This is a genomic window from Pseudomonas sp. NPDC087612, from assembly GCF_044743505.1.
Taxonomy (GTDB): Bacteria; Pseudomonadota; Gammaproteobacteria; order Pseudomonadales; family Pseudomonadaceae; genus Aquipseudomonas.
On the sequence record NZ_JBIUWO010000003.1, the window covers coordinates 443374 to 467504 of the forward strand.

At 63.5% G+C, this 24131-nt stretch carries 20 protein-coding genes; 11 read left to right on the forward strand and 9 right to left on the reverse strand.

Going from position 1 to position 24131, the window contains the following annotated elements; all coding sequences use genetic code 11:
• The first annotated feature begins 58 nt into the window (after nucleotides 1–58).
• The 3 genes from ACIOVF_RS08285 to ACIOVF_RS08295 all read left to right on the forward strand — a co-directional run bounded on the left by ACIOVF_RS08285 (nucleotide 59) and on the right by ACIOVF_RS08295 (nucleotide 3872).
• Complete coding sequence (locus ACIOVF_RS08285; RefSeq protein ID WP_045193977.1) at nucleotides 59–1408, forward strand: pitrilysin family protein; 1350 nt, start codon at nucleotides 59–61, stop codon at nucleotides 1406–1408.
• A 169-nt stretch (nucleotides 1409–1577) separates the two neighbouring features.
• The gene (locus ACIOVF_RS08290; protein WP_177329131.1) at nucleotides 1578–2804 is read left to right on the forward strand and encodes a pitrilysin family protein; all 1227 of its coding nucleotides are present in this window, start codon (nucleotides 1578–1580) and stop codon (nucleotides 2802–2804) included.
• 66 nt (nucleotides 2805–2870) lie between these two features.
• A complete protein-coding gene (locus tag ACIOVF_RS08295) occupies nucleotides 2871–3872 on the forward strand; it encodes a hydrolase (protein ID WP_045193978.1) in 1002 nt (333 codons plus the stop codon).
• A gap of 74 nt (nucleotides 3873–3946) precedes the next feature.
• Here the strand turns inward: ACIOVF_RS08295 and ACIOVF_RS08300 are convergent, their stop codons facing one another.
• Nucleotides 3947–4801, reverse strand: coding sequence for a sulfurtransferase (locus ACIOVF_RS08300; RefSeq protein ID WP_401288727.1), 855 nt, complete (start codon nucleotides 4799–4801; stop codon nucleotides 3947–3949).
• A 39-nt stretch (nucleotides 4802–4840) separates the two neighbouring features.
• Nucleotides 4841–5506 (reverse strand): TetR/AcrR family transcriptional regulator, encoded by a 666-nt coding sequence (locus ACIOVF_RS08305; protein ID WP_045201895.1) that lies wholly within the window; start codon nucleotides 5504–5506, stop codon nucleotides 4841–4843.
• A 150-nt stretch (nucleotides 5507–5656) separates the two neighbouring features.
• Between ACIOVF_RS08305 and ACIOVF_RS08310 the strand changes: the two genes are divergently transcribed.
• The 6 genes from ACIOVF_RS08310 (at nucleotide 5657) to ggt (ending at nucleotide 11915) form a co-directional block, all read left to right on the forward strand.
• A complete protein-coding gene (locus ACIOVF_RS08310; RefSeq protein ID WP_045201885.1) occupies nucleotides 5657–7090 on the forward strand; it encodes a coniferyl aldehyde dehydrogenase in 1434 nt (477 codons plus the stop codon).
• A 25-nt stretch (nucleotides 7091–7115) separates the two neighbouring features.
• On the forward strand, nucleotides 7116–7649 hold the full coding sequence (locus ACIOVF_RS08315; protein WP_045201883.1) for a hypothetical protein: 534 nt from the start codon (nucleotides 7116–7118) through the stop codon (nucleotides 7647–7649).
• Between the two features lie 27 nt (nucleotides 7650–7676).
• Entirely contained in the window at nucleotides 7677–9275 is a 1599-nt protein-coding gene (locus tag ACIOVF_RS08320; protein ID WP_401288732.1) for a GMC family oxidoreductase N-terminal domain-containing protein, read from the forward strand.
• A 112-nt stretch (nucleotides 9276–9387) separates the two neighbouring features.
• Complete coding sequence (gene coaD, locus ACIOVF_RS08325) at nucleotides 9388–9867, forward strand: pantetheine-phosphate adenylyltransferase (protein WP_038997673.1); 480 nt, start codon at nucleotides 9388–9390, stop codon at nucleotides 9865–9867.
• Between the two features lie 108 nt (nucleotides 9868–9975).
• Nucleotides 9976–10227: a YfhL family 4Fe-4S dicluster ferredoxin gene (locus ACIOVF_RS08330; protein ID WP_045201878.1), complete on the forward strand. Its 252-nt coding sequence runs from the start codon at nucleotides 9976–9978 to the stop codon at nucleotides 10225–10227.
• Complete coding sequence (gene ggt / locus ACIOVF_RS08335; protein WP_401288737.1) at nucleotides 10227–11915, forward strand: gamma-glutamyltransferase; 1689 nt, start codon at nucleotides 10227–10229, stop codon at nucleotides 11913–11915. The genes ACIOVF_RS08330 and ggt overlap by 1 nt, the downstream gene beginning before the upstream one ends.
• Nucleotides 11916–11921: 6 nt before the next feature.
• Here the strand turns inward: ggt and mutM are convergent, their stop codons facing one another.
• Complete coding sequence (gene mutM, locus ACIOVF_RS08340) at nucleotides 11922–12734, reverse strand: bifunctional DNA-formamidopyrimidine glycosylase/DNA-(apurinic or apyrimidinic site) lyase (RefSeq protein WP_045201873.1); 813 nt, start codon at nucleotides 12732–12734, stop codon at nucleotides 11922–11924.
• A gap of 3 nt (nucleotides 12735–12737) precedes the next feature.
• Entirely contained in the window at nucleotides 12738–13604 is an 867-nt protein-coding gene (locus tag ACIOVF_RS08345) for an HDOD domain-containing protein (protein WP_045201871.1), read from the reverse strand.
• A 154-nt stretch (nucleotides 13605–13758) separates the two neighbouring features.
• Between ACIOVF_RS08345 and ACIOVF_RS08350 the strand changes: the two genes are divergently transcribed.
• Nucleotides 13759–14955, forward strand: coding sequence for a class I SAM-dependent rRNA methyltransferase (locus ACIOVF_RS08350; protein WP_010222172.1), 1197 nt, complete (start codon nucleotides 13759–13761; stop codon nucleotides 14953–14955).
• A gap of 58 nt (nucleotides 14956–15013) precedes the next feature.
• On the opposite strand, the gene ACIOVF_RS08355 is transcribed toward ACIOVF_RS08350, so the two are convergent.
• Entirely contained in the window at nucleotides 15014–16687 is a 1674-nt protein-coding gene (locus ACIOVF_RS08355; RefSeq protein WP_045201869.1) for a DUF4153 domain-containing protein, read from the reverse strand.
• Nucleotides 16688–17002: 315 nt separating this feature from the next.
• Between ACIOVF_RS08355 and ilvD the strand changes: the two genes are divergently transcribed.
• Nucleotides 17003–18844 (forward strand): dihydroxy-acid dehydratase, encoded by a 1842-nt coding sequence (gene ilvD, locus ACIOVF_RS08360; RefSeq protein WP_045201867.1) that lies wholly within the window; start codon nucleotides 17003–17005, stop codon nucleotides 18842–18844.
• 71 nt (nucleotides 18845–18915) lie between these two features.
• Here ilvD and ACIOVF_RS08365 read toward each other — a convergent pair whose 3' ends face one another.
• The 4 genes from ACIOVF_RS08365 to ACIOVF_RS08380 all read right to left on the reverse strand — a co-directional run bounded on the left by ACIOVF_RS08365 (nucleotide 18916) and on the right by ACIOVF_RS08380 (nucleotide 24095).
• The gene (locus ACIOVF_RS08365; RefSeq protein ID WP_401288742.1) at nucleotides 18916–21321 is read right to left on the reverse strand and encodes a TonB-dependent siderophore receptor; all 2406 of its coding nucleotides are present in this window, start codon (nucleotides 21319–21321) and stop codon (nucleotides 18916–18918) included.
• Between the two features lie 130 nt (nucleotides 21322–21451).
• On the reverse strand, nucleotides 21452–22396 hold the full coding sequence (locus ACIOVF_RS08370; RefSeq protein ID WP_045201863.1) for a FecR family protein: 945 nt from the start codon (nucleotides 22394–22396) through the stop codon (nucleotides 21452–21454).
• Nucleotides 22397–22425: 29 nt separating this feature from the next.
• A complete protein-coding gene (locus ACIOVF_RS08375) occupies nucleotides 22426–22959 on the reverse strand; it encodes an RNA polymerase sigma factor (protein WP_093377285.1) in 534 nt (177 codons plus the stop codon).
• Between the two features lie 80 nt (nucleotides 22960–23039).
• On the reverse strand, nucleotides 23040–24095 hold the full coding sequence (locus ACIOVF_RS08380) for a haloacid dehalogenase-like hydrolase (protein ID WP_401288746.1): 1056 nt from the start codon (nucleotides 24093–24095) through the stop codon (nucleotides 23040–23042).
• Nucleotides 24096–24131 lie beyond the last annotated feature (36 nt).

Sequence of the window (24131 nt, forward strand, 5' to 3'; positions counted from 1 at the left end):
TTTCACCTTTACGCTTGCTTGATCGTGCGCCTTGTTTTCAACCACAAGGATCACTGTCATGGATCGACGCACCTCCCTCAGGAGCAGCCTGCTCGGCCTGTTTCTGCTATCCGGCCAGGCCCTGGCCGAACCCTCCATTCGCCATGAGTTCACCCTCGACAACGGCCTGCACGTAGTCATCAGCGAAGACCGCCGGGCGCCCGTGGTCACCACACATATGCTGGTCAAGGTCGGTTCGAGCCATGAGTACCCCGGGCAGTCCGGCTTATCCCACGCCCTCGAACACCTGCTCTACCGAGGCAGTGCCAAGACCGCCCCGGGTCAGCTCTCACAGATCATCGAACGCCTGGGCGGCGAGGACAACGCCTACACCCTCCGTGACTTCACCGTGCATCATCAGACGCTCCCCAGTGATCGGCTGGCTGTAGCGCTGGAGCTCAATGCCGATCTGCTCAAAGGCGCAGTGCTGAGCGAACACGAGTTCGTTCGCGAGATCGAAGCGGTCAAGGCTGAGCGGCGAGAGAATGTCGATAACGATCCATTGCTAAGGCTCTTCGAGCAACTGCAGGCCATTGCCTACCCGCAAAGCAGCTATCACACCCCGGTGATCGGCTGGATGAGCGATCTGCAGCGCATGCACAACGAAGAACTGCGCGCCTGGTATCGCACCTGGTACGCGCCCAACAATGCCACGCTGATCATCGTTGGCGATGTGCGGCGTGATGCGGTGAAACACGAGGTTGAAAAGTATTTTGCCGGTTTCCCCCGCCAAGACCTGCCGTTCATTAAAAAGCCCCTTCAGACCGCTGCCCCCGGCCCCCGTCAGGTTACGGTCTACGAGGATTTCAGTACGCCAACCCTGGTCATGGCCTTCAACGTGCCGACCTATGCCAGCGCAGCGTCAGCAACTGACGTACATGCCTTGCGCCTGCTTTCGGCCCTGCTGGGCAAAGGCTTGAGCGCCCGCCTCAGCACCCGGCTGGAGCGCCAGCAAACTCTGCTGACACGCCCTGACGTCAGCTACGACCCGGTGGCCAGGGGCGATAACCTGTTCGAGATCCAGGCTTCAATCAACACCGTTCAGCCCAGGCCACTGGACGAACTGCAAGCGGCGATCTGGGCACAACTGCAGGCACTGAAAAAAAACCCTCCCGAACCTGACGAACTTGCCCGGGCGCGAACACTACTGCTGGCAGAAAACACCTTCGCCCGCGACACCCTCGCCTATCAGGCCGGCGACTTGGCTGCTCTGCTCGGCAGTGGCTTGCCAGCCGCTCAACTGGACAATGATGCCGACGACCTGGCGCGAATAACGCCTGAACAACTACAGCAGGCCGCCAACACCTACTTCACCCGCGAACGGCTTACGGTCGCTTATCTGCAGGCCAAGGAGGCCGATGATGAATAAGTTCACGCGAAACCTTTTACCTATCGTCCTGCTCCTAACATCTGTCATTGCATACGCCCAGAGCGCTGCATCTGAGCTGGGATCCCTGAAATCCACCGCCCCCCTGACCAGCATCCCTCAATTGCCGATCAAATCGTGGCACACGCCTCAGGGCAGCCAGGTGTTGTTTGTGCAGAACAACCATTTGCCGATGTTTGACCTGCAGGTTGTATTCGCTGCCGGCAGCGCCCGCGATGATGGCGCAGCAGGCCTGGCACAACTCACCCTGGGCATGCTCGATGAGGGCGCAGGCCAGTACGATGCCCTGCAGATTGCCGAAGGCTTCGATGCGGTCGGCGCACAGTTTCACAAGCAGGCCGGGCGAGACAGCCTGGCCGTAACCCTGCGCAGCCTCAGCAGCCAGGAGCACAGCAGCAAAGCCGTCGGCTTGCTGACAGATGTACTCGGCAAACCGCAACTTGCCGATGACAAGCTGCAGGCGATCAAGGATCAGCTCACCAGCCAGCTCATACAACGCCAGGGGGTCCAGACCTACAGGGCCACCGACCTGCTTTACCAGCATGCTTACGCCAATCACCCCTATGCGACGAACAGCGCCGGCACCAGACAGACAATTGAATCGCTGACCATTGCCGATATCCGCGCATTCCACCAGCAAGCGCTCGCTGCGGGCAATGCCCTGATCACCCTGGTCGGAGACCTTTCGCTTGAGCAGGCTCAAGCCATTGCACTTCAAGTATCGTCAGCACTGCCCAGCGGGCCGGCACTCTCACCTTTACCCGTGCCCGCTGCTTTCGAGCCGGAGATCTATCACCTTGAGCATCCGGGCAGCCAGGCGCTGTTGTTGTTTGCCATACCCGGCATCAGCGTGCACCATGCCGATGCACCGGCGCTGACCCTGGCCAATCTGATACTGGGCGGCCCCGGCGCGACTTCGCGCCTGTTCGATGAACTGCGCAGCCAACGTGGTTTGACCTACGGCGCCAGATCAAAGCTGATCCAGCACCCTGCCAGCGGCCTGTGGACCTTTACCACTGAGGTCGAGGCCAGGTACCGCGATGCCAGCATGGCGTTGCTCGAGCAATTACTTGCAGACTACGCGGCACAGGGCCCGACCGCGCAGGAGGTCGAAGACGCGAAGCACAAGCTGCGCGGCAGCTACCTGCTGGGTTCAGTGAGCAACCAGCAGATCAGCGATATCCTGATCCACACCGGGGTCAACCAGTTGCCGCTGGACAGCCGCCAGGCGTTTCTCGACAAGGTTCAGGCGCTGACCCTGGATCAGCTGAAAGTCGCGTTGAAAAAACACCTGAAGCTCGACAAGCTGGTGCAAATCAGCGTCGGCCCGACGGTCGAACAAGACGCCTTGCCGAACATCGAGCCTGCGACCGGCTGATCGGTGCGGGCAACTGCCAGTAACCGGACATACACTTGTCTGAAACAGATCTGCGAGTACGCCACGATGTGTGCCTCAACCCCCAGCCCCTTCAAACCCGCCCTGGGGCTGGGCAATCCACATATGCAGACGCTCTGGGGGCCGCTATGGCGCAAGTCAGCGGCCCTGAGCCGCCAGCGCGAACGTCTGTGGCTGGCTGATGGCGATTTCCTCGACCTCGACTGGCACGGCCCCCATGAAGCGACAACCCCGGTGGTGCTGGTGCTGCATGGGCTCACCGGCTCGTCCAGCTCGCCGTACGTCATCGGTATGCAACAGGCCCTGGCCGACCGTGGCTGGGCCAGCGTGGCGCTGAACTGGCGCGGCTGCTCGGGCGAACCCAACCTGCTGCCGCGCAGCTACCATTCCGGCGCCAGCGAAGACCTGGCCGAAGCCATTGACCATCTGCGCGCCCAGCGCCCGCAGGCACCGCTATACGCCGTGGGTTACTCGCTGGGCGGCAATGTGCTGCTCAAGCACCTGGGCGAAGCCGGCTCGGCCAGCCAGTTGCAGGCGGCGGTGGCGGTGTCGGTGCCGTTTCGCCTGGACCAGTGCGCCGACCGCATCGGCCTGGGTTTTTCCCGGGTGTACCAGGCGCATTTCATGCGCGCCATGCTCGCTTATGTGAAGGACAAGCAGCGCCACTTCCAGCATCACGGCCACCACGAAGGGCTGGCCGCGCTGGAGCGCCTGGGGCCGCTGGAAAACCTGCGCACCTTCTGGGATTTCGACGGCCGGGTGACCGCGCCGCTCAATGGCTTTAGCGATGCCAAGGACTACTACCGACGTGCTTCCAGCCGGTATTTTCTGGGCGAGAACCGCACGCCGACGCTGATCATCCATTCCAGCGATGATCCCTTCGTGTTCGCCCATAGCTTGCCAGCAGCCAATGAACTGGCGGCGCAGACCACCTTTGAGCTGCATGCGCGGGGCGGACATGTAGGGTTTGTCGATGGCAGCGTGCGCAGTCCGGGCTATTACCTGGAGCGGCGGATTCCTCAGTGGCTGGCGATAAATCGAGCTGACTGAAAAAGCATCGCCGGCAAGGCCGGCTCCCACAGGATTTGTGGTGTTGCACCGTTCTGTGGGAGCAACTGTCTTGATCAGTCGCCGGTGGCCACCGGCCGTTGGGGGTCGGTAATCCACTCACTCCACGAGCCTGCATACAGCTTGCCCAGCGGATACCCCGCCAGCGCCAGGGCAAACAGGTTGTGACAAGCCGTCACCCCCGACCCGCAGTAAGCGACCAGTTGCTCTGGCGAACGCTTGTCCAGCTTCTGGGCAAAGCGCTGCTTGAGCTGCTCGGCCGGCAGAAACCGCCCGTCGGCGCCGAGGTTGTCGGTAAAGGCTGCGCATTGTGCACCGGGAATATGCCCGGCCACCGGATCGATCGGCTCGACCTCGCCGCGAAAGCGCGGCAGGCCACGGGCATCGATCAACGTAAGCTCCGGCTTGCCCAGGCGCTCGCCCAACTGCGCAGCATCCAGCACCAGGCTGGCGTCCGGCTCACCACTGAAGTTGCCTTCGCGCTTGACCGGCGGATCAAGGCTCAGCGGCAGCCCGGCCGCGTGCCAGGCCTTGAGGCCGCCATCGAGGATGAATACACCACTGCGCTTGCCCAGCCAGGCCAGCAGCCACCAGGCCCGGGCCGCGAAGGCACCTGGGCCGTCGTCGTAGAGGACGATTTCGCTGTCGTTGTCGATGCCCCAGTCCCGCAGGCGCTCGACCAGACGCTCCGGGTCCGGCAACGGGTGGCGGCCGGTCACGCCCTTGATGATCGGCCCGCTGAGGTCGCGCTCAAGGTCGGCAAAGTGCGCCCCGGCAATATGCCCCTCGGCATAGCTGCGCTGACCATAATCGATGTCTTCCAGGGCAAAACGGCAATCGAGAATCACCAGCGCCGGCGCCTCCAGGCGTTCGGCCAATTGCTGGGCGGTGATCAGTTGCGCGAGTGGCATGACAGTCTCCTGAACGATTGAACGGATAAGGCCCGGGCGTTATTGCTCCAGCGCCTGGTTAAGCGAAACGTAGAATTCCTGGCACAAGGCGTCGACGGCGGGGCGCGCCTTGGCGGTGACAAAGCCAAGCTCCAGCACCAATACCTGATAGACACCGCGCTTGAAGGCTTCTTCACTCAAGTGCGCGGAATTTTCGCGAGTGGTGCAGAGAAAACGCACCCAGGACGTAAGCACGATCCAGGCATTGAGGGTCAGCGACTCGATCTGCACGCTGTCCATCTCGACGATGCCGGCCTCGACAAAGCCGCGGTAGATCGCCTGGCCCTGCAGCAGGCAGCGCTGGGAGAAGCGCCGGTAACGGGCGGCCAGTTCCTTGTCGCTGTCGAGCAGGTGTTCCAGGTCGCGGTGCAGAAAGCGGTAGTTCCACATCGCCGCCAGCAACGCCTTGAGGTAGAAGCGCTTGTCTTCGACCGTGGCAACACGCCCCTGGGGCGGGCGCAAAAAGCTTTCCACCAGCTCTTCATACTGGGTGAAGAGCACGGCGATGATTTCCTGCTTGTTGGCGAAGTGGTAGTACAGGTTGCCGGGCGAAATCTCCATGTGCGCGGCAATGTGGTTAGTGCTGACACTGCGCTCGCCCTGCTGGTTGAACAGCTCCAGGCTGTTCTGCACGATGCGCTCGCGGGTCTTGATACGCGGGGCCATGATCAATTCCAGGCGTTGAGCTTGAATGAATAGGTCCATCTTACGGTGTATCCACACCGGTATGTACCCGCAGGCGCTGTGAAAAACAGTCGCACCGGGCACATATTAGAGTATATGCTCTAGAAAACCTGCCTTGCCGTGGAGTTTCGCATGCTCGCCGACGCTACCCGCTCCCTGCCGCCCACCGAATTCGCCGCCCTTGACGCGGTGTTCGCCACCCAGCGCCAGGCCTTTGCCGGCAACCCCCTGCCCTCTGCGCCACAGCGCCGGCAATGGCTGAAAAGCCTGCGCGAAGCCCTGCTGGAGCAACAGGACGCGTTGATCGCAGCGATCAACGAGGACTTCTCTGGCCGTAGCGCCAACGAAACCCTGCTGGCCGAATTGATGCCGAGCATTCAGGGCCTGCGCCATGGCGAAAAGCACCTCAAGCAGTGGATGAAAGCCTCCAGGCGCAAGGTCGGCCTGGCCTTCCAGCCGGCCAGCGCCGAGGTCCAGTACCAACCGCTGGGAGTGGTCGGCATCATCGTGCCGTGGAACTACCCGCTGTTTCTTGCCATCGGCCCGCTGACCTGCGCCCTGGCCGCCGGCAACCGGGTAATGCTCAAGCTCAGCGAAGCAACCCCGGCGACCGGCCTGTTGCTCCAGCAACTGCTCGACAAGATCTTCCCCGAAGACCTGGTCAGCGTGGTGCTGGGTGAGGCCGACGTTGCCCAGGCCTTCTCGCGCCTGCCGTTCGATCACCTGCTGTTTACCGGGGCCACCAGCGTCGGCCGCCAGGTGATGCTCGCCGCCGCGCACAACCTAACGCCAGTGACCCTGGAACTGGGCGGCAAATCGCCGGCCATTGTCTCGGCCAGCGTGCCGCTGGCCGACGCCGCCGAACGCATCGCCTTCGGCAAGACCCTCAACGCCGGCCAGACCTGCGTGGCTCCCGACTACGTGCTGGTGCCACGTGATCGCCTGGGGGACTTCGCCACGGCCTACCGCGACGTCGTGCGGCGCTTTTACCCGACCCTGGCCGACAACCCGGACTACAGCGCGATCATCAACCCGCGCCACCTGGCCCGCCTGGAGAGTTATCTCGAGGATGCCCGCAGCAAGGGCGCCGAGATCATCGACCTGTACCCACAAGAGCCACGCCATGGCCGGCGCCTGCCGCCGCACCTGCTGCTCGGGGTCAGCGACGACATGCGCGTGATGCAGGACGAAATCTTCGGCCCGCTGCTGCCGTTGGTGCCCTACGACAGCCTCGACCAGGCGCTGGCCTACATCAATCAACGCCCGCGCCCACTGGCGCTGTATTACTTCGGCTACGAGCGCAGCGAGCAGCAACGGGTACTGGAACAGACCCACTCTGGCGGCGTATGCCTCAACGACACCCTGTTGCACGTCGCCCAGGACGACCTGCCGTTCGGCGGCATTGGCCCCTCGGGCATGGGCCATTACCACGGCCATGAAGGTTTCCTGACCTTCAGCAAGGCCAAGGCGGTGTTCGCCAAGCAGCGCTTGAATGCCGCGCGGCTGATCTACCCGCCTTACGGCAAGGGGCTGCTCAAGCTGGTGTACAAACTGTTCATTCGCTGAAAAACCACCCACGGGCCTGATAACAATGACCACAAGCCTGCCTGTAAACCCCGCGCTGAGCCGGCGTGGGCTGCTCAAGTTCAGCCTCGGCGCCAGCGCCTTGCTCGCCACCGCAGGGTTGGGCGCCAGCCTCAGCGGCTGCTCGGCGCAAACACCGGCCAGCGGCTTCATTACCCTGCGCGAAAACGACTTGCCGATCCTCCACGCGCTGATTCCGGTAGTCCTGGCTGGCACCCAGGCGGCGGACAACCGCGAAGCCTTGCTGCGCGGGCTGGACAACAAGCTCGCCGCGCTGTCGCCGGCCATGCTCAAGTTGACCCGGCAACTGTTCGACGTGCTCGCCATGGCGCTCACCCGCGGGCCGTTGACCGGCATCTGGGGCAGTTGGGACAACGCCAGCAGCGTGCAGATCGAAGCCTTTTTGCAGCGCTGGCAGGACAGCTCGCTGAACCTGCTGCGCATGGGCCATGCCTCGCTGCTGCAACTGCTGCACATGGCCTGGTACGAACTGCCGCAATCCTGGGCCCATTGCGGCTACCCAGGGCCACCCAAGGTCTGATCCACCGATAACCACAAGAGGCTGAACATGCCCGTACCCGACCTGTTTCGCGACGGCCTTGGCCGTGGCTGGAAAACCCGTGACGCCTCGCGCCTGGACCAGGACCTGAGCCTTGAAACCGACATCGCCATTATCGGCAGCGGCGCCGGCGGCGCCACCAGTGCCGAGCTGCTCAGTGCTGCAGGCTTCAAGGTACTGCTGATCGAAGAAGGCCCGCTGAAAACCAGCAGCGACTTTCACATGCTCGAAGACCAGGCCTACGCCAGCCTCTACCAGGAAGGCATCGGGCGCATGAGCAAGGACGGCGCCATCACCATCCTGCAAGGCCGCGCAGTCGGCGGCACCACCCTGATCAACTGGACCTCGAGCTTTCGCACCCCCGCGCCAACCCTGGAGCACTGGGCCCGCGAACACGGGGTAAAAGGCCTGAGCAGCGCCGAATTGGCGCCCTGGTTCGCACGCATGGAACAGCGCCTGGGTATCGAGCCATGGATCATGCCGCCCAACGCCAACAACGAAGCACTGCGCCGCGGCTGCGAAGCGCTGGGCTACAGCTGGAAAGTGATCCCGCGCAACGTGCGCGGCTGCTGGAACCTGGGCTATTGCGGCATGGGTTGCCCGGTCAACGCCAAGCAGTCGATGCTGGTCACCAGCATCCCGGCGACCCTTGAGCACGGCGGCGAGCTGCTGTACCTGGCCCGCGCCGAGCGCCTGGAGCACAACGGCGAACAGATCAGCGGCCTGCAGTGCGTGGCCATGGACGCGCGCTGCGTCGAGCCCACTGGCCGGCAGATCCGGGTCAAGGCCCGGCATTACATCCTTGCCGGTGGCGGCATCAACAGCCCCGGCCTGCTGCTGCGCTCGGACGCTCCGGACCCCCATGAGCGCCTGGGCAAGCGCACCTTCCTGCACCTGGTCAACTTCAGCGCCGGGCTGTTCAAGGACAAGGTCAATCCGTTCTACGGCGCGCCGCAGTCGATCTACTCCGACCATTTCCAGTGGCGCGACGGCGTCAGCGGGCCGATCGGCTACAAGCTCGAGGTGCCGCCCCTGCACCCGGCGCTGGCCAGCACCTTGCTGGGCAGCTTCGGCAAGGACAACGCCCTGCGCATGGAGCAACTGCCGCACACCCACGTGATGCTCGCCCTGCTGCGCGATGGTTTTCACCCGGACAGCGTCGGCGGCGAGGTGCAGTTGCGCGGCGATGGCTCGCCGGTGCTCGACTACCCGCTGTCGGCCTATGCCTGGGACGGCGTGCGCCGGGCCTTCCAGAGCATGGCCGAGATCCAGTTCGCCGCTGGCGCCGACAGCGTGATGCCGGTGCACAGCGATGCCCGCCATGCAAAAAACCTGGCCGAAGCGCGGCAGATGATCGACGGCCTGAACCTTGAATTGTTTCGTACCCGCCTGGGCAGTGCCCATGTCATGGGCGGCTGCGCCATGGGCGAAGACCCGCGCCAGGCGGTGTGCGACAGCCTGGGCCGGCACCATCAGCTGGAAAACCTGTCGATTCACGACGGCTCGCTGTTCCCCACCAGCATCGGCGCCAACCCGCAATTGTCGGTGTACGGCCTCAGTGCCCGGCTCAGCGACGCCCTGGCCGAGCGCCTGGTGGCTGGCAGATGACAACAAATGGCCGCACTGTCTATAGTGCCTTCAGCGTGGTCGGGCGACTTGGCCGACCGCCACTGCTGCGATACCATCCGACTCCCCAACGCACTCCTGCCAGGACGACGCGATGAACCGAGTGTTGTACCCAGGTACTTTCGACCCTATTACCAAGGGCCATGGCGATCTGGTCGAGCGTGCCTCGCGGCTGTTCGACCAGGTGATCATTGCGGTCGCCGCCAGCCCGAAGAAAAACCCACTGTTCCCGCTTGAGCAACGGGTGGAACTGGCTCGCGAGGTCACCAAGCACCTGCCCAATGTCGAAGTCATCGGCTTCTCCACTTTGCTGGCGCATTTCGCCAAGGAACAGCAGGCCAATGTGTTCCTGCGCGGCCTGCGGGCGGTTTCAGACTTCGAGTACGAGTTCCAGCTGGCGAACATGAATCGCCAACTGGCGCCCGACGTCGAGAGCCTGTTCCTCACCCCTTCAGAGCGCTATTCGTTCATTTCCTCGACCCTGGTCCGGGAAATCGCGGCGCTGGGCGGTGACATCACTAAATTCGTCCACCCGGTGGTGGCCGAGGCCCTGACCGAACGCTTCAAGAAGTGACATCGGCGATTTGACCACGGCGCCCGCGTGCACTGCGGGCGCTAATGCGGCACAATTGTGCCCATTGGTTTTCAAATGCCCGGGTTCTGAGCCCTGGCCGGAGTCCCCATGTCCCTGATCATCACCGACGATTGCATCAACTGCGACGTCTGCGAACCCGAGTGCCCGAACGCTGCGATCTCTCAAGGCGAAGAGATCTACGTGATCGACCCCAACCTGTGCACCCAGTGCGTCGGCCACTACGACGAGCCGCAATGCCAGCAAGTCTGCCCGGTGGACTGCATCCCGCTGGATGAAGCGCATCCGGAGAGCGAAGCGCAGCTGATGGAAAAATACCGCCGAATTACCGGCAAGGCCTGATGCCGTTCGTCGCCCGGGTTACCCCGCTGGTCCTTGGCGCCGTACTGGCGCTGGGGATGGCCAGTGCCCAGGCACAAGGCCCGGGCCGCGCGGCGATTGCCACGCCGCATAGCGACGCGACTGCCGCCGCACGCGAAATTCTCGAGCAGGGCGGTAACGCCTTTGACGCCGCCATTGCCGTCAGCGCCGCGCTGGCGGTGGTCGAGCCTTATGGTTCAGGCCTGGGCGGCGGTGGCTTCTTCCTGCTGCGCGAGGGCGACACACCCGCCCGCTATGCCTTTATCGATGCCCGCGAGCGCGCACCTGGCAAGGCCAGCGAAGCCATGTACCTCAAGGACGGCAAGGTCCAGCCGGGCTTGTCGATCAATGGCCCGCTGGCGGCGGCGATTCCCGGCTTGCCGGCAGCCCTCGCCGACCTTGCTGCCCATTACGGCAAGCTGCCGCTGAAAAGCACCCTGGCCCCGGCTATTCGCCTGGCCAACCAGGGCTTTGCCGTCGACCGCATCTATCGCGACCGCGCGCAGATGCGCTTGAGCGCACTGCGCGACGATCCAGAAAGCGCCCGTCTGTTCCTGATCAACGGTGAAGTGCCGGCCCTGGGCGCTAAAATCCGCCAACCGCAACTGGCCATAACCCTTGAACGTATCGCCAGCCAGGGCCGCGACGGATTCTATGCCGGCCCGAGCGCCCAGGCCATGGTGCAGGGGGTACAGGCCGCGGGCGGGATCTGGAGCCTGGATGACCTGGCCAACTACCGCACCGCCAAACGCGAGCCGCTGCGCTACCAGCTGGCCAATCAACGCGAACTGATCAGCGCCCCGCCGCCCTCGGCCGGTGGCGTGGCCCTGGCCCAGAGCCTGGCGATGCTGCAGCGCCTGCCCTGGCAGAGCGCCGAGCCTGTACAGCGCAGCCATTACGTTCTGGAAGTATTGCGCCGGGCCTACCGTGACCGCGGCCTGCTCGGCGATCCGGACTACGTCAGCAATCCGATACCACAGCTGCTCGCGCGTAATTACCTGACGTCACTGGCCGACAGCATCGACGTGCGCCAGGCCACGCCCAGCAGCAGCCTGCCGCCCGCCCCGGCCTGGCGCGAGGGCGATCACACCACCCACTTTGCAGTGATCGACGCTGACGGCAATGCCGTGGCCGCGACGCTGTCGGTCAACCTGCCGTTTGGCGCCGCGTTTACTGCCCCGGGTACCGGCGTGGTGCTGAACAACGAAATGGACGACTTTGCCGCCGACCCGCGTGGCAGCAACAGTTACGGCCTGGCCGGCAGCCAGGCCAATGCCGTGGCCGCCGGCAAACGGCCGCTGTCGAGCATGAGCCCGAGCTTTATCGAGAGCCCGACCCAGTTCGCCGCCTTCGGCACGCCGGGCGGCAGCCGTATTCCGAGCATGGTGCTGCTGTCGATGATGGGCTTTCTTGAGGGCCGGCCGGTGGCCGAATGGCCGGCGGTGCCGCGCTATCACCACCAGTACCTGCCCGATGTGGTCGAGCACGAACCGGGGGCTTTCAGCACTGGGCAGCAGCGCGAGCTGCAGGCGCGCGGCTACCCGCTCAAGGACCTGGGCCGCAGCTATGGCAATCAGCAAGTGCTGTACTGGGACAAGGCCGGGCAAACCCTCGAAGCCGCCAGCGACCCCCGCGGCGTGGGCGCCGCGCAAGTGCTTAGCCCGCGCTGAGCCGCTTCACTTCTGGCAGCGCGGGCAGTAGACGCTGGCGCGCTGGCCAAGCTTGACCTCACGCAGAATGCTGCCGCAGACCTTGCACGGCTCTTCCCCGCGCCCGTAGACGAACAGTTCCTGCTGGAAGTAGCCCGGCTGGCCGTCGCCGCCGATAAAGTCGCGCAAGGTGGTGCCGCCGCGCTCGATGGCGCAGGCGAGGATGCGCTTGATCTCGATCGCAAGCTTCAGGTAGCGCGCCCGGGAAATGCCCCCGGCTTCACGGCGCGGATCGATACCGGCAGCGAACAGCGCCTCGGTTGCATAGATATTGCCAACCCCGACCACCACCGCGTTGTCCATGATGAACGGCTTGACCGCCATCGACTTGCCCCGCGACAGCTGGAACAACCGCTCGCCGTCGAACAGATCGGTTAACGGCTCCGGGCCGAGTTTGATCAGCAGCTCATGGTTGAGCGGATCGAGGCTCCAGAGCATCGCACCGAAGCGCCGTGGGTCGGTGTAGCGCAGGGCCAGGCCGGATTCCAGTTCGATATCCACATGCTCGTGCTTGGCCGCCGGCAATCCAATCTCGACCAGGCGCAAATTACCGGACATGCCCAGGTGGCTGATCAGGGTGCCCACTTCGGCATTGAGCAGCAGGTACTTGGCGCGCCGCTCGACCTTGACGAAGCGCTGCCCGGAAAGGCGAATGTCGAGGTCCTCGGGGATCGGCCAGCGCAGGCGCCGGTCGCGCACGATTACCCGGCTGACCCGCTGGCCCTCCAGGTAAGGCGCAATACCGCGCCGGGTGGTTTCGACTTCTGGCAATTCCGGCATGGATCAGTGACCGCCCAGTTCGCGAATGGTCTGCTTGAGGTTCTCGAAGTCATACTCGGACAGGCCGACATAATCGAGCACCAGGTGCCCGACGGTATTCCATTCGTGGTCGATGCTCTGGTTGCCCAGCACCCGGTACGAAGCGCAGATGTGCTCGGCCATTTTCAGGATCGCCAGCAGGTTTTTCAGCTGGCTGTTGCGCGCCGAGTCATCGCTGAATACCGCCAGGGCGTTGTGATGGTTGGCGATGGCGTTGCTCAGGTGCTCGGGCAGGCGCCACGACTTGGCGGTGTAGTAACCGACCACCGCGTGGTTGGTGTTGAACACCTGGTTCTCGGTGTCGACCACCCGCTGCTCGGCACCGGCACTGGCGTAGGCATCCTCGAGCACGCTCATGTACTCGGGGAAGCGTTTGAGCATCAACGGCACGCCGCAATCGTGGAACAGGCCCAGGGCATAGGCTTCGTCCACCGCCTGCGAGCCGATGCGCTTGGCCAGGGTCAGGCAGGTCATGGCTACGTCCTGGGCGGTGTCCCAGAAACGGTTGAGGGTGACGATGGTGTCGTCGCTCATCTCGCCCTTGATCGACTGGGCGTTGATCAGGTTGATGATCGAGCGGCTGCCGAGCAGGTTCACCGCACGCTGGATCGAGGCGATCTTGTTGGTCAGGCCATAGTACGGCGAGTTGACCAGCTTGAGCAGCGCGCCGGACAGGCCCGGGTCCTGGGAGATCAGCTTGGCGATCACCTCCAGGTCAGGGTCGGGCATGTATTGCTCGAACTGCAGGTCAACCATGATCTGCGGCTGCGGCGGTACGCTGATGCCTTGCAGGGCATGCTGGATCTGTTCGGCGGAGAGTTCCTGGGACATAAGTACACACTCGGGGCTGAGCGGCGATTCTAACCTGATCGTACCGGCCAGCGGTGAAGCTAAAGGCCATCGCTCTGTTGCAATTTGTCGCTATTCCCCATCGAGGCGTCAGGCATCGGGTTATAATCCCGCTCTTTTTTCCCGGAGCGACGTCATGTCCCTGCCCAGCCTTCGTCTCAAAGCCAATGCCGACCGCCGCCTGCGCGCCGGCCACCTGTGGGTCTACAGCAACGAAATCGACGTCGCCGCGACCCCGCTGCATGGCTTCAAGGCCGGTGACCAGGCGATCCTCGAGACCGCCGGCGGCAAGGCCCTGGGCGTCGTCGCCATGAGCCCGAACAACCTGATCTGCGCCCGCCTGCTGTCACGTGACGCCAAGCTGGCCCTGGACAAGTCGCTGCTGGTGCACCGCATCAACGTAGCCCTGTCGCTGCGCGAGCGTCTGTTCGACAAGCCGTTCTACCGCCTGGTGTACGGCGATTCCGACCTGCTGCCGGGCCTGGTGGTCGATCGTTTCGGCGACATCCTGGTGGTCCAGCTCGCCTCGGCGACCATGGAACAGCACAAGGACGACGTGGTTGCCGCGCTGGTCCAGGTGCTCAAGCCCACCGGCATCCTGTTCAAGAACGACTCGGCCGCCCGCGACGCCGAAGGCCTGGGCCGTTACGTTGAAACCGTGTTCGGCCTGGTGCCGGAATGGGTGGCCCTGGAAGAGAACGGCGTGAAGTTCGAAGCGCCGGTCATGGAAGGCCAGAAGACCGGCTGGTTCTACGACCACCGCATGAACCGCGCGCGCCTGGCGCCGTACGTCAAGGGCAAGCGCGTGCTCGACCTGTTCAGCTACATCGGCGGCTGGGGCGTGCAGGCCGGTGCCTTTGGTGCCAGCGAAGTGTTCTGCGTCGATGCCTCGGGCTTTGCCCTGGACGGCGTCGAGCGTAACGCCGGGCTCAACGGCATTGCCGAGAAGCTGACCTGCATCGAAGGCGATGTGTTCGAAGCGCTGAAAGAGCTCAAGGCCTCCGAAGAGCGTTTCGACGTGATCGTGGCCGACCCGCCCGCCTTCATCAAGCGCAAGAAAGACCTGAAAAACGGCGAAGGCGCCTACCGCCGCCTGAACGAGCAAGCCATGCGCCTGCTGACCAAGGACGGCATTCTGGTCAGCGCATCGTGCTCGATGCACCTGCCTGAAGACGACCTGCAGAACATCCTGCTGACCAGCGCCCGTCACCTGGACCGCAACATCCAGCTGCTCGAGCGCGGCGGCCAGGGCCCGGATCACCCGGTGCACCCGGCGATCCCGGAAACCCGCTACATCAAGAGCATCACCTGCCGCCTGCTGCCCAACAGCTAAGGCGTGGCGCAATAAAAAATCCCGGCCTGGTGCCGGGATTTTTTTCGCCTGCAAGACGCTAGCGGTTGGGCTGCCAGGTCAGGTCGACACCATCAATGGTCAGCGTCTTGTAGCGCGGCATCACCGGTTTCATCTGGCCATGGCGGATCAGCTGAACCAGGCGCTCGGTGTTATCGCGAATACTGTGCAGGCTACCGACTTCGCGCCACTCACCCTTGCCCTCGCGGGCAAACAGAAAAACGCTGGATGCGTAGGTGTGCCGCGGGATCATCAACACTTCGTTGCGCCCGTCGCCATCCATGTCCACGCCCCACAGAAAGCAGCCCCTGCCGGTGCATTGAGTCTCGGCCATGACCATCTTGGCGAACGCCTCGCTGCCAGGCTGCTCGGGGCCCAACCATTCCAGTTTCGGCCCGCGAGTGTCTTCGCCATACCGCGCGTGGGATTCCTCCATGATCCACTGCAGCCTCTTGCGCCCTTCAGCGTCGAACAGCTCGTCAGTCTTGAGCCGCTCTTGCAGCGCCGTGAACGCCTCACGTCCCGGCTTGCCCAGGCCGTGATACAAGGTTCTGGCATCGAATTCCTGGATCGCGGTGCGCCCGCTAAGCAAGCGCTCGACCTGGTTGTTGGCACTGAGCTGCAAAGGGTTCAGCAGCGGGGTATAGAACAGCACCACCAGCACCGCGCTGAGCAGGGCAATCCACGGGTTACTGACCCGCAGGCTATTGAGCCAGCCCTTGCCCGAGGCGAACACCGCCCACAGCGCAGCAAGGCTGTGCACCTGCATCACACCAATCAGCAACAGGGCGAGAATACGCTCAGGCGTCAGGCCGTACTGATTCACCCGCAACCAGCTTGAATAGCCCGCCAACGCCACCAGCACCGGCAAGCACAGCAAGCAGGCCTCGACCAGGCGCTTGAGCACACCCGGATAGGGATTGGCCTGATGGCCATCCTGGAACACGCCGTTGACCAAAAACAGGTTGATGGCCACCAGCAACAGCAGGATGGTGGTCGAGTAGCCGGTGTTCCAGATCGGCTGCAACCCGGTAAACGGCAGCATCAGGCTGAACAGCAAGGCGATCAGTGCGCTCAGTGGCAGCAACACACGGCACAGGGTCAGCAGCACACCGCGCAACAGGCCGATGACCTTTTCGTTCTCCAGGCCCATGCGCATCCCCAGGGAGAACACCACAGCCAGACCGATACGCACCACTGGCGCCGAGGTCAGCACATCTTCGACCTGGGGGATGCCGAGCATCAGGAACAAGCGCCCGCACAGCCACAGCAGCAGCCAGAACAACAGAGTGAACAGCAGCGCCAGGAGGACGATGAAGATGTTGTTCCAGGCATGCCGGAACAGGTCTTCATAACGCGGCCGCAGCCCTTCGCGGGTCGGCCAGCTGAGGATGAAGGCGGTGCCGATGTAGGTCACCACAACCGCGGCCAGCCATGAGCTCTGCCAGACCCAGCCCAGCGTGTCCTGGCTGAAGGTCCAACTGCTGATAAAGCCGATCAGCAGCGTCAGGCCCAGGACCAGCCAGGCGGTACCGCGTTGCAACACCGCACTGCCGAGCAGTTGCAGGTTGACCCCGGCCACCAGCACGGCGGCGCACAGGCCAAATGGCAGCCCGGCGATATCAATCTGGATGTGCCTGGCGAAGAGGAACACCAGGCCTTGCAGCAGGCCAATGGCCAGGTAGAACAGTAAAGATCGACTTATCGCAGGCATTGCAAATCCTTTTGGCCAGTGGGGTGCGAAGCGCGCAAGTCTACCCAAAGCCTGGCAGCCGACGCCAAGGCCTTTACCTTGCGGGCTGCGCCAACGGCCAATTATCACAACGCCATTCCCTCAAGGCCGCAGCGGTGTAGAATCGGGCTATTCATCGCCAGTCATCCCCGGCGGGTTTATGAGCTCTGGCCGAGCGCACGGCGATCCCGCGGCGATCTCGGCTTCATCCGTACCAGCGGCCACCTGCCTTCGGTGCAAAGGACAAGAGAAGCTCACTCCCCTTTTTGTTACCTGATTAGCCGCCAGGAGTGCTTCATGCCTGATTACCGCTCGAAAACGTCCACCCACGGCCGCAATATGGCCGGCGCCCGCGCCCTCTGGCGTGCCACCGGGATGAAGGACGAAGACTTCAAGAAACCGATCATTGCCATCGCCAACTCGTTCACCCAGTTCGTCCCGGGCCACGTGCACCTGAAGGACCTCGGCCAGCTGGTGGCTCGCGAGATCGAACGCGCCGGTGGCGTGGCCAAGGAATTCAACACCATCGCGGTCGACGACGGCATCGCCATGGGCCATGACGGCATGCTCTATTCGCTGCCAAGCCGCGAGATCATCGCCGACTCGGTCGAGTACATGGTCAACGCCCACTGCGCCGACGCCATTGTCTGCATCTCCAACTGCGACAAGATCACCCCCGGCATGCTGATGGCCGCCCTGCGCCTGAACATCCCGGTGATCTTCGTTTCTGGCGGGCCGATGGAAGCCGGCAAGACCAAACTGGCCAGCCACGGCCTGGACCTGGTCGATGCCATGGTCATTGCCGCCGACTCCACTGCCAGCGATGAAAAAGTCGCCGAGTACGAGCGCAGCGCCTGCCCGACCTGCGGTTCGTGCTCCGGCATGTTCACCGCCAACTCGATGAACTGCCTGACCGAAGCCCTGGGCTTGGCTCTGCCGGGCAACGGTTCGACCCTGGCCACCCACAGCGACCGCGAACAGCTGTTCCTGCAGGCCGGGCGCACCATCGTCGAGCTGTGCAAGCGCTACTACGGCGACAACGACCAGAGCGTACTGCCGCGCAACATCGCCAACTTCAAGGCGTTCGAGAACGCCATGATGCTCGACATCGCCATGGGCGGTTCGACCAACACCATCCTGCACCTGCTGGCCGCCGCCCAGGAAGCCGAGATCGCTTTCGACCTGCGCGACATCGATCGCCTGTCGCGCAAAGTGCCGCAGCTGTGCAAAGTGGCGCCGAACATCCAGAAGTACCACATGGAAGACGTCCACCGCGCCGGCGGCATCTTCAGCATCCTCGGCTCGCTGGCCCGTGGCGGCCTGCTGCACACCGACCTGCCGACCGTGCACAGCCCGAGCATGGAAGAAGCCATCGCCAAGTGGGACATCACCCAGACCAGCGACGAAGCGGTGCACCACTTCTTCAAGGCGGGCCCGGCCGGTATTCCGACCCAGACCGCGTTCAGCCAGTCGACCCGCTGGCCGAGCCTGGACGACGACCGTGAAAACGGCTGCATCCGCAGCGTCGAGCACGCCTACTCGCAAGAAGGCGGCCTGGCGGTGCTGTACGGCAACATCGCCTTGGACGGCTGCGTGGTGAAAACCGCCGGCGTCGACGAGTCGATCCACGTCTTCGAAGGCAACGCCAAGATCTTCGAAAGCCAGGACAGCGCCGTGCGCGGCATCCTTGCTGACGAAGTGAAGGCCGGTGACATCGTCATCATCCGCTACGAAGGCCCGAAAGGCGGCCCGGGCATGCAAGAGATGCTCTACCCGACCTCGTACCTCAAGTCCAAGGGCCTGGGCAAAGCCTGCGCCCTGCTCACCGACGGCCGTTTCTCTGGCGGCACCTCGGGCCTGTCGATCGGCCACGCTTCGCCAGAAGCCGCAGCCGGCGGCGCTATCGGCCTGGTGCAGGACGGCGACAAGGTGCTGATCGACATCCCCAACCGCTCGATCAACCTGCTGGTCAGCGATGAAGAGCTGGCGGCGCGCCGTATCGAGCAAGACAAGAAAGGCTGGAAGCCGGTCGAAGCGCGGCCACGCAAAGTGACCACGGCGCTCAAGGCCTACGCCCTGCTGGCGACCAGCGCCGACAAGGGCGCGGTACGCAACAAGGCACTGCTGGACGGGCTGTAAGCAGAAAAGCATCGCGGGGCAAGCCCGCTCCTACAGGTGTGGGAGCGGGCTTGCCCCGCGATGGCCTCAACTCAGTACTTGGCCCGTACAGTGAACGTCAGATTGCGCGGCTCGCCATAAAAGTTCGACCCCCACGAACTGTCCACCCGCTCATAGTAGGTACGATCGAACAGGTTGTTGGCCGTCAGCGTTGCCGACAGGTTCTGGTTGATTTTGTACCCTACCTGGGCCGTGGCAATGCTGTAGCCGCCCTGGACGAAGTCGACGTCACGCTTGTAGTAGGTGGCGCTCACCGCCCGTAGCCCGCCACCGACACTGAAGTCCTTCAACGGGCCATCGGCGAATTCGTAGCGCGTCCACAGGTTGAAGTTGTGCTTGGGGGTGATGGTGGTGCCCTGGTTGGTGTCTTCGCCGCTCAGCGACTTGAGCATGGTGAAGGCATAACCGGTGCTGATGCTCCAGTTGTCGGTGAGGTTGCCGCTCAGCTCGGTTTCCCAACCCTGGCTACGGATCTTGCCTTGCGGCTCGTAGTACTGGTTGTTGGCGACCAGCTCGGCGCGGTTTTCGTCGTAGATGCGAAACAGCGCCACGCTGCCATTCAAGCGCCCCTCATAAAACTCGCGCTTGAGGCCGATTTCGTACTGCTTGCCTTTGCGCGGGGCGATGGTCTGGCCGCCGGCATTCACATCGGTCTGCGGTTTGAACACGCTGGTGTAGCTGGCATAGGCCGACAGTTCCGGGGTCAGTTTGGCCACCAGCGCGCCATAGGGGATGACCTTGCGGTTGATGCTCGACTCGGTGCTGTTGAAGTTGTTGAAGAAGGCGTTGGCGTTGTGCGCTTCGCTTTCGAACCAGGTCACCCGGCTGCCGAGGATCACGTCCAGCCAGTCGGTGGCGCTGATCTTGGTGCGGGCGTAGAGGCCGTACTGGTGCGATTTCGACCAGTTGCCGTTGTCCATTTGGTACTTCTGCTTAGGGATATTGATGCTGCCCGGGTCGAACACGTTGGTGTCGAAGTATTCTCCGCCGCCGTAGGTGAAGTCCTTGTCCAGGTGCTGGTATTCGGCGCCCACCGTCAGCTCGTGGGTACGGCCAAAGGCTTCCACCGGCAAGGTCACGAAGCTGTCCAGGCCCAGGGTCTTGATGTGCGTGTAGTAGGAATAGGCCACGGCCGAGCTGGCGCCGGTGGCCGGGTCGACCGCACCGTCGCTCCAGGTGAAGTTGCGGGTCGGGGTCTCGGCGTCGCGGTAAGTCAGCGAGGTCTTGAATTGGCCGCCGTTGTCCAGGGCATGATCGACTTCGAAGAAGCTTTCCCAGACGTGCTCGTCCAGTTCGTTCCATTTGGCATCGACAAAGGTCGAGCGCTTGACGTCCAGCAGCTTGCCATTGGCGTACGCCGGCAGGCCGAACGCCGGGGTCGAATGGTTTTTCTGATAGGCGCCGCCCAGCGACAGGGTGGTGTCCGGGGTCACGTCGTATTCCAGCCGGCCGTAAACCATTGGCCGCTCGTTCTGGGCGTAGTCGACGAAGGACTTGTTGTCTTCGTAGGCGGTGACGAAGCGCCCGCGCAGGCTGCCGTCGCTGTTGAGCGGGCCGGTGATGTCGACGGTCGAGTGGTAATGATCGTAGGAGCCTGCCGACAGCTCGCCGCTCAGGGCGAACTGGCCGAGGGCGCGCTTGCGCACCAGGTTGATGGTGCCACCAGGTTCACCCGCGCCCTGGTACAGGCCGGAAGGCCCGCGCAGCACTTCGACGCGGTCGAACATCGCCAGGTCGAAGCTGGTCATCAGGTCGCCCTGGCCAGTCATTTGCGAAACACCATCGACCTGCACCTGATCGACCAGGAAGCCGCGCATATATACGTCGTTGAGGCTGGAGCCGGAGTTGTAGCTTTTGATCGTCGCCCCGGTCACCTGACGCATGGCGTCCTGCAGGCTGTTCATGTTCTGGTCGTCCAGGCGCTGGCGGGTGACCACCGACACCGACTGTGGAATGTCCTTGAGCTTCTGTTCGCCCTTGCCGATGGTCAACGCACCGGTGGTGTAGGACTGGCTGCCTTCGGTAGTAGCCCCAAGCACCTTGCCGCCGACCATGGTCGCGCCCAACTGCAGCGCCGCCTCTTCACCCTGGCGTTTTTCCAGGGTCACGCTGTCGCGATCGATGTAGCTGGCGCTCAGGCCGGTGCCAGCCAGCAGGCGGGCCAACGCCTGGTCCTGTGGATAACTGCCGCTGATGCCCGGGGAGCGCAAGCCCTGAGTGACCTCGGCGCCGACCAGCACCTGCACCCGGGTAACCGCACTGAAAGCCGCCAGCGCTGCATCCAGCGATTGCGCCGGAATCTCGAAGCGATACACCTGCGCTTGTGCGGCAGGCGCGGCCAGTATCGGCGTTGCCAGTGTGCCGCAGCCCAGGGCAATGGCCAGGCTCAGCAGGGTGGGCACGCCGGGCAGGCGCCGGGTGGCGGTGGTATGTTCCATCAGTGAAGCTCCCCAGAATCGTCGAAGTCGTTGAATAGCGCCGCACTGTCTGAGAGTGCTTATTATTTGCGCCTACGAGATCAAGGACGTCAGCTACTGGGGAAACCCTGAAATTTTCGTAAGAAAGTTTTCAGCCCTCACGCAACACCCGCAGATACGGGGTGTAATGCTCGGCGCGCAGGCCCAGGGTGTGGGTCAGGGCCTTGAGCACCGCCTCGGGCTTGTCGATCTCGAACACCCCCGAGACCTTGCGCTGGCGCAGGCCCTCGCCCAGCACCAGGGTCTGCCCCGGCCAGTAGCGGTTGAGAGCATCGACCACTTCGACCAGCGGCTGCTCGCGGAACACCAGCTGGCGTTGGCGCCAGGCGAACTCGGCGGCCACATCGAAAGCATGTGCCGAACCCAGTTGTGTGCCGCGATACTCGACGGCGCGACCAGGCTCCAGCAACACCGACTGATGGCTGTCGGCACCGACCTGGACCTTGCCCTGGGCAACCCGCACTCGGGTCTGGTCACCTTCCCGGGCGACGCTGAAACGCGTGCCCACCACCTTCACCCAGCCATCGCCGGAACGAATCACGAACGGCCGCGCCGGGTCATGGCTGACCTCGAACCACGCCTCGCCACGCAGCAGCCGCACCCGCCGCTCGCCACCTGCCAGCTCGACCTGCACGGCCGTGTCGGTGTTGAGCTGCAGCTGCGAACCGTCCGCCAAGGCAATGCTGCGCGACTCGCCAGTGGCGGTGGCGTAGTCGGCACGCCAGCGGTCCGGCCAGGGGCTATTCACCAGTAAAGCGACCATCAGCAATACCGCCGCGGCACTCGCCCAGAGCTGCCGCCGCGGTCGGCGCCAACGCGCGCGCTGGGCCTGACGCAGTTGCCGTGCCGGCTCACGCAGGGCCCCGAGCAGGCCAAGCACCTCGTCCCAGGCCTGGGCCTGTTCCGGGCCCTGGCCCAGCCAGGCGCTGAAGGCCTCACGCTCTGCGGGCGTGACGTCGTCGGCCTGCAGGCGGTAGTACCAGCCACTGGCTTCGGCGAACAGGTCGTCGGCATCCGTGGCGTGAGGGTCGGTCATCGGGGTATCCGTCACTGCAAATGGCCGGTTCATGGACGCGGCCCCGGCGTGCCACTGAGCAAGCGCGCCTTGATAAAGGCCCGGCAGTCGATCAGCGCACGGCGCAATTGGTATTCGACACTACGCGGGGAGATCTGCAGCCGCTCGCCAATTTCCCGGTAGGAACATTCGTCGACATGATAAAGCAGGAAGATATGCCGGGTCGCCTCGGGCAGGGCCTGAATGGCCTCGTGCATCAGCGCTTGTTCCTGCAGCGCCGAGAGTTGCTCGTCGGCCCCGGGCGTTTCGCAGGCCAGCTCGTCGCTGGGCTCACCGCCGTCCAGGCGCTCGCGGCGGATGGCCTGGCGCTGGTGGTCACGGATCAGGTTGCTGGCAATGGTGAAAAGAAAGGCCGGCAGGTTGTCGATCTTCTTGTCGGCAGGCAGCCGCGCCAGGCGCAGGAAAGACTCCTGGGTCAGGTCGGCTGCCACCTGCGAATTGCCCGTGCGGCGCGCAACAAAGGCTTCCAGCGCTTTCTTGTGCTCGGCAAACAGGCGGGCAATCTGCGTATTCCACGAAGACACGGTACTTCCTGGCGATGGACCTCAAGGTGCGCGCACGCTAGCAGAAGATGAGATGAATTCGCAATTGATATCTATTTTGCTTACTGAATCTGCTCCGGCGTAACGATCACCCAGTTCTTGTCCGCCGTCACCGGCAAGCCTTCCTTGGCCTGCGCCGCGGCATGCTTGGCGATCATGCCGTTGAGCTGGTCCATGTACTTGGCCTTACGGTTTATCCACAGGTGGATGCCGCCCTTGGCCACGTCGACGCTATGAAACTGCATATAGCCGTCACTGGTCGGAGTATCGCCACCGACCAGCACCGGCTTCTTCCATTCGTCGATATAGGTAAGGATGGCCGCCTGCTTGCCGGCCATCCAGGTGGCCGGGGTCCACAGATACGGGGTCAGCTCAAGGCCCATGTTGGCCTGCGGGTCATAGCTGCCGGCGCTGATCTGCTTGCGCGCGGTGGTCAGGGCGCCGCTGTTGCGGTCCTTGAGCAGCAGACTGACGCCGATCACGTTCTGCGGTTTGACGTTGTAGCCGTACTTGGGGTCGGCAGCGACCATGCGCACCAGCTCTTCGGAGGCGGCGCTGATCACGTAGACCTCAATGCCGTTCTCCATCAGCTTGTTGAACAGCTCGGCCTGGCCGGCGAACACTTTCGGCGGTTGCACCTCAATGGGCTTGACCTGATCACCCTCGTAATAGCTGCTCGGCACCGGCTTGCCCGAGGCCATCAGCTCGTCGACATAGCCCTTGAGCTCCTTGAGGGTGAAACCGGAAAACACCTGGGCGACCCAGGGGTAGCAGACCATGTCGTCGATTTCGCAGAGCCGATAGTAGTAGCTGAACAGGCTCTCCTTGTGCTCGGCGGTGTCTTTGAAGGGGATGAGCTTGAGCGACGGGTCGAGTTTGTCGCGGCTGAGCAGGCCCTTGTTTTCCATGAACGGCAGCAGCGATTCTTCGAGGTCGAAGCGGTAGCTGGTGTTGTCCATGTCGAAGACCGCGTAGTTGCCCTTGTTGGCATTGGCCGCGATCATACTGTCCAGTTGCTTGGCAGCCTCGGCCGGCCAGTGCTTGAGCTCGGTGGCCCAGCTGTGCCCGGCGAGCAGCAGGGCGAGGCCGGCGGCGAGGATTTTCGGAGCAGACGTCATGTGCATTTCTCCAGAAAAGTGGCCCGCCCACGCTAG

Coding starts and splice junctions, on each gene's coding strand:
- mutM (WP_045201873.1), bottom strand. CDS start 12,734: ATGCCGGAATTGCCAGAAGTCGAAACCACCCGGCGCGGTATTGCGCCT.
- ACIOVF_RS08320 (WP_401288732.1), top strand. CDS start 7,677: ATGCCCGTACCCGACCTGTTTCGCGACGGCCTTGGCCGTGGCTGGAAA.
- ACIOVF_RS08305 (WP_045201895.1), bottom strand. CDS start 5,506: ATGGCCCCGCGTATCAAGACCCGCGAGCGCATCGTGCAGAACAGCCTG.
- ACIOVF_RS08355 (WP_045201869.1), bottom strand. CDS start 16,687: ATGCCTGCGATAAGTCGATCTTTACTGTTCTACCTGGCCATTGGCCTG.
- ACIOVF_RS08300 (WP_401288727.1), bottom strand. CDS start 4,801: ATGCCACTCGCGCAACTGATCACCGCCCAGCAATTGGCCGAACGCCTG.
- ACIOVF_RS08345 (WP_045201871.1), bottom strand. CDS start 13,604: ATGTCCCAGGAACTCTCCGCCGAACAGATCCAGCATGCCCTGCAAGGC.
- ACIOVF_RS08370 (WP_045201863.1), bottom strand. CDS start 22,396: ATGACCGACCCTCACGCCACGGATGCCGACGACCTGTTCGCCGAAGCC.
- ilvD (WP_045201867.1), top strand. CDS start 17,003: ATGCCTGATTACCGCTCGAAAACGTCCACCCACGGCCGCAATATGGCC.
- ACIOVF_RS08315 (WP_045201883.1), top strand. CDS start 7,116: ATGACCACAAGCCTGCCTGTAAACCCCGCGCTGAGCCGGCGTGGGCTG.
- ACIOVF_RS08310 (WP_045201885.1), top strand. CDS start 5,657: ATGCTCGCCGACGCTACCCGCTCCCTGCCGCCCACCGAATTCGCCGCC.
- ACIOVF_RS08330 (WP_045201878.1), top strand. CDS start 9,976: ATGTCCCTGATCATCACCGACGATTGCATCAACTGCGACGTCTGCGAA.
- ggt (WP_401288737.1), top strand. CDS start 10,227: ATGCCGTTCGTCGCCCGGGTTACCCCGCTGGTCCTTGGCGCCGTACTG.
- ACIOVF_RS08365 (WP_401288742.1), bottom strand. CDS start 21,321: ATGGAACATACCACCGCCACCCGGCGCCTGCCCGGCGTGCCCACCCTG.
- ACIOVF_RS08380 (WP_401288746.1), bottom strand. CDS start 24,095: ATGACGTCTGCTCCGAAAATCCTCGCCGCCGGCCTCGCCCTGCTGCTC.
- ACIOVF_RS08350 (WP_010222172.1), top strand. CDS start 13,759: ATGTCCCTGCCCAGCCTTCGTCTCAAAGCCAATGCCGACCGCCGCCTG.
- ACIOVF_RS08285 (WP_045193977.1), top strand. CDS start 59: ATGGATCGACGCACCTCCCTCAGGAGCAGCCTGCTCGGCCTGTTTCTG.
- ACIOVF_RS08295 (WP_045193978.1), top strand. CDS start 2,871: ATGTGTGCCTCAACCCCCAGCCCCTTCAAACCCGCCCTGGGGCTGGGC.
- coaD (WP_038997673.1), top strand. CDS start 9,388: ATGAACCGAGTGTTGTACCCAGGTACTTTCGACCCTATTACCAAGGGC.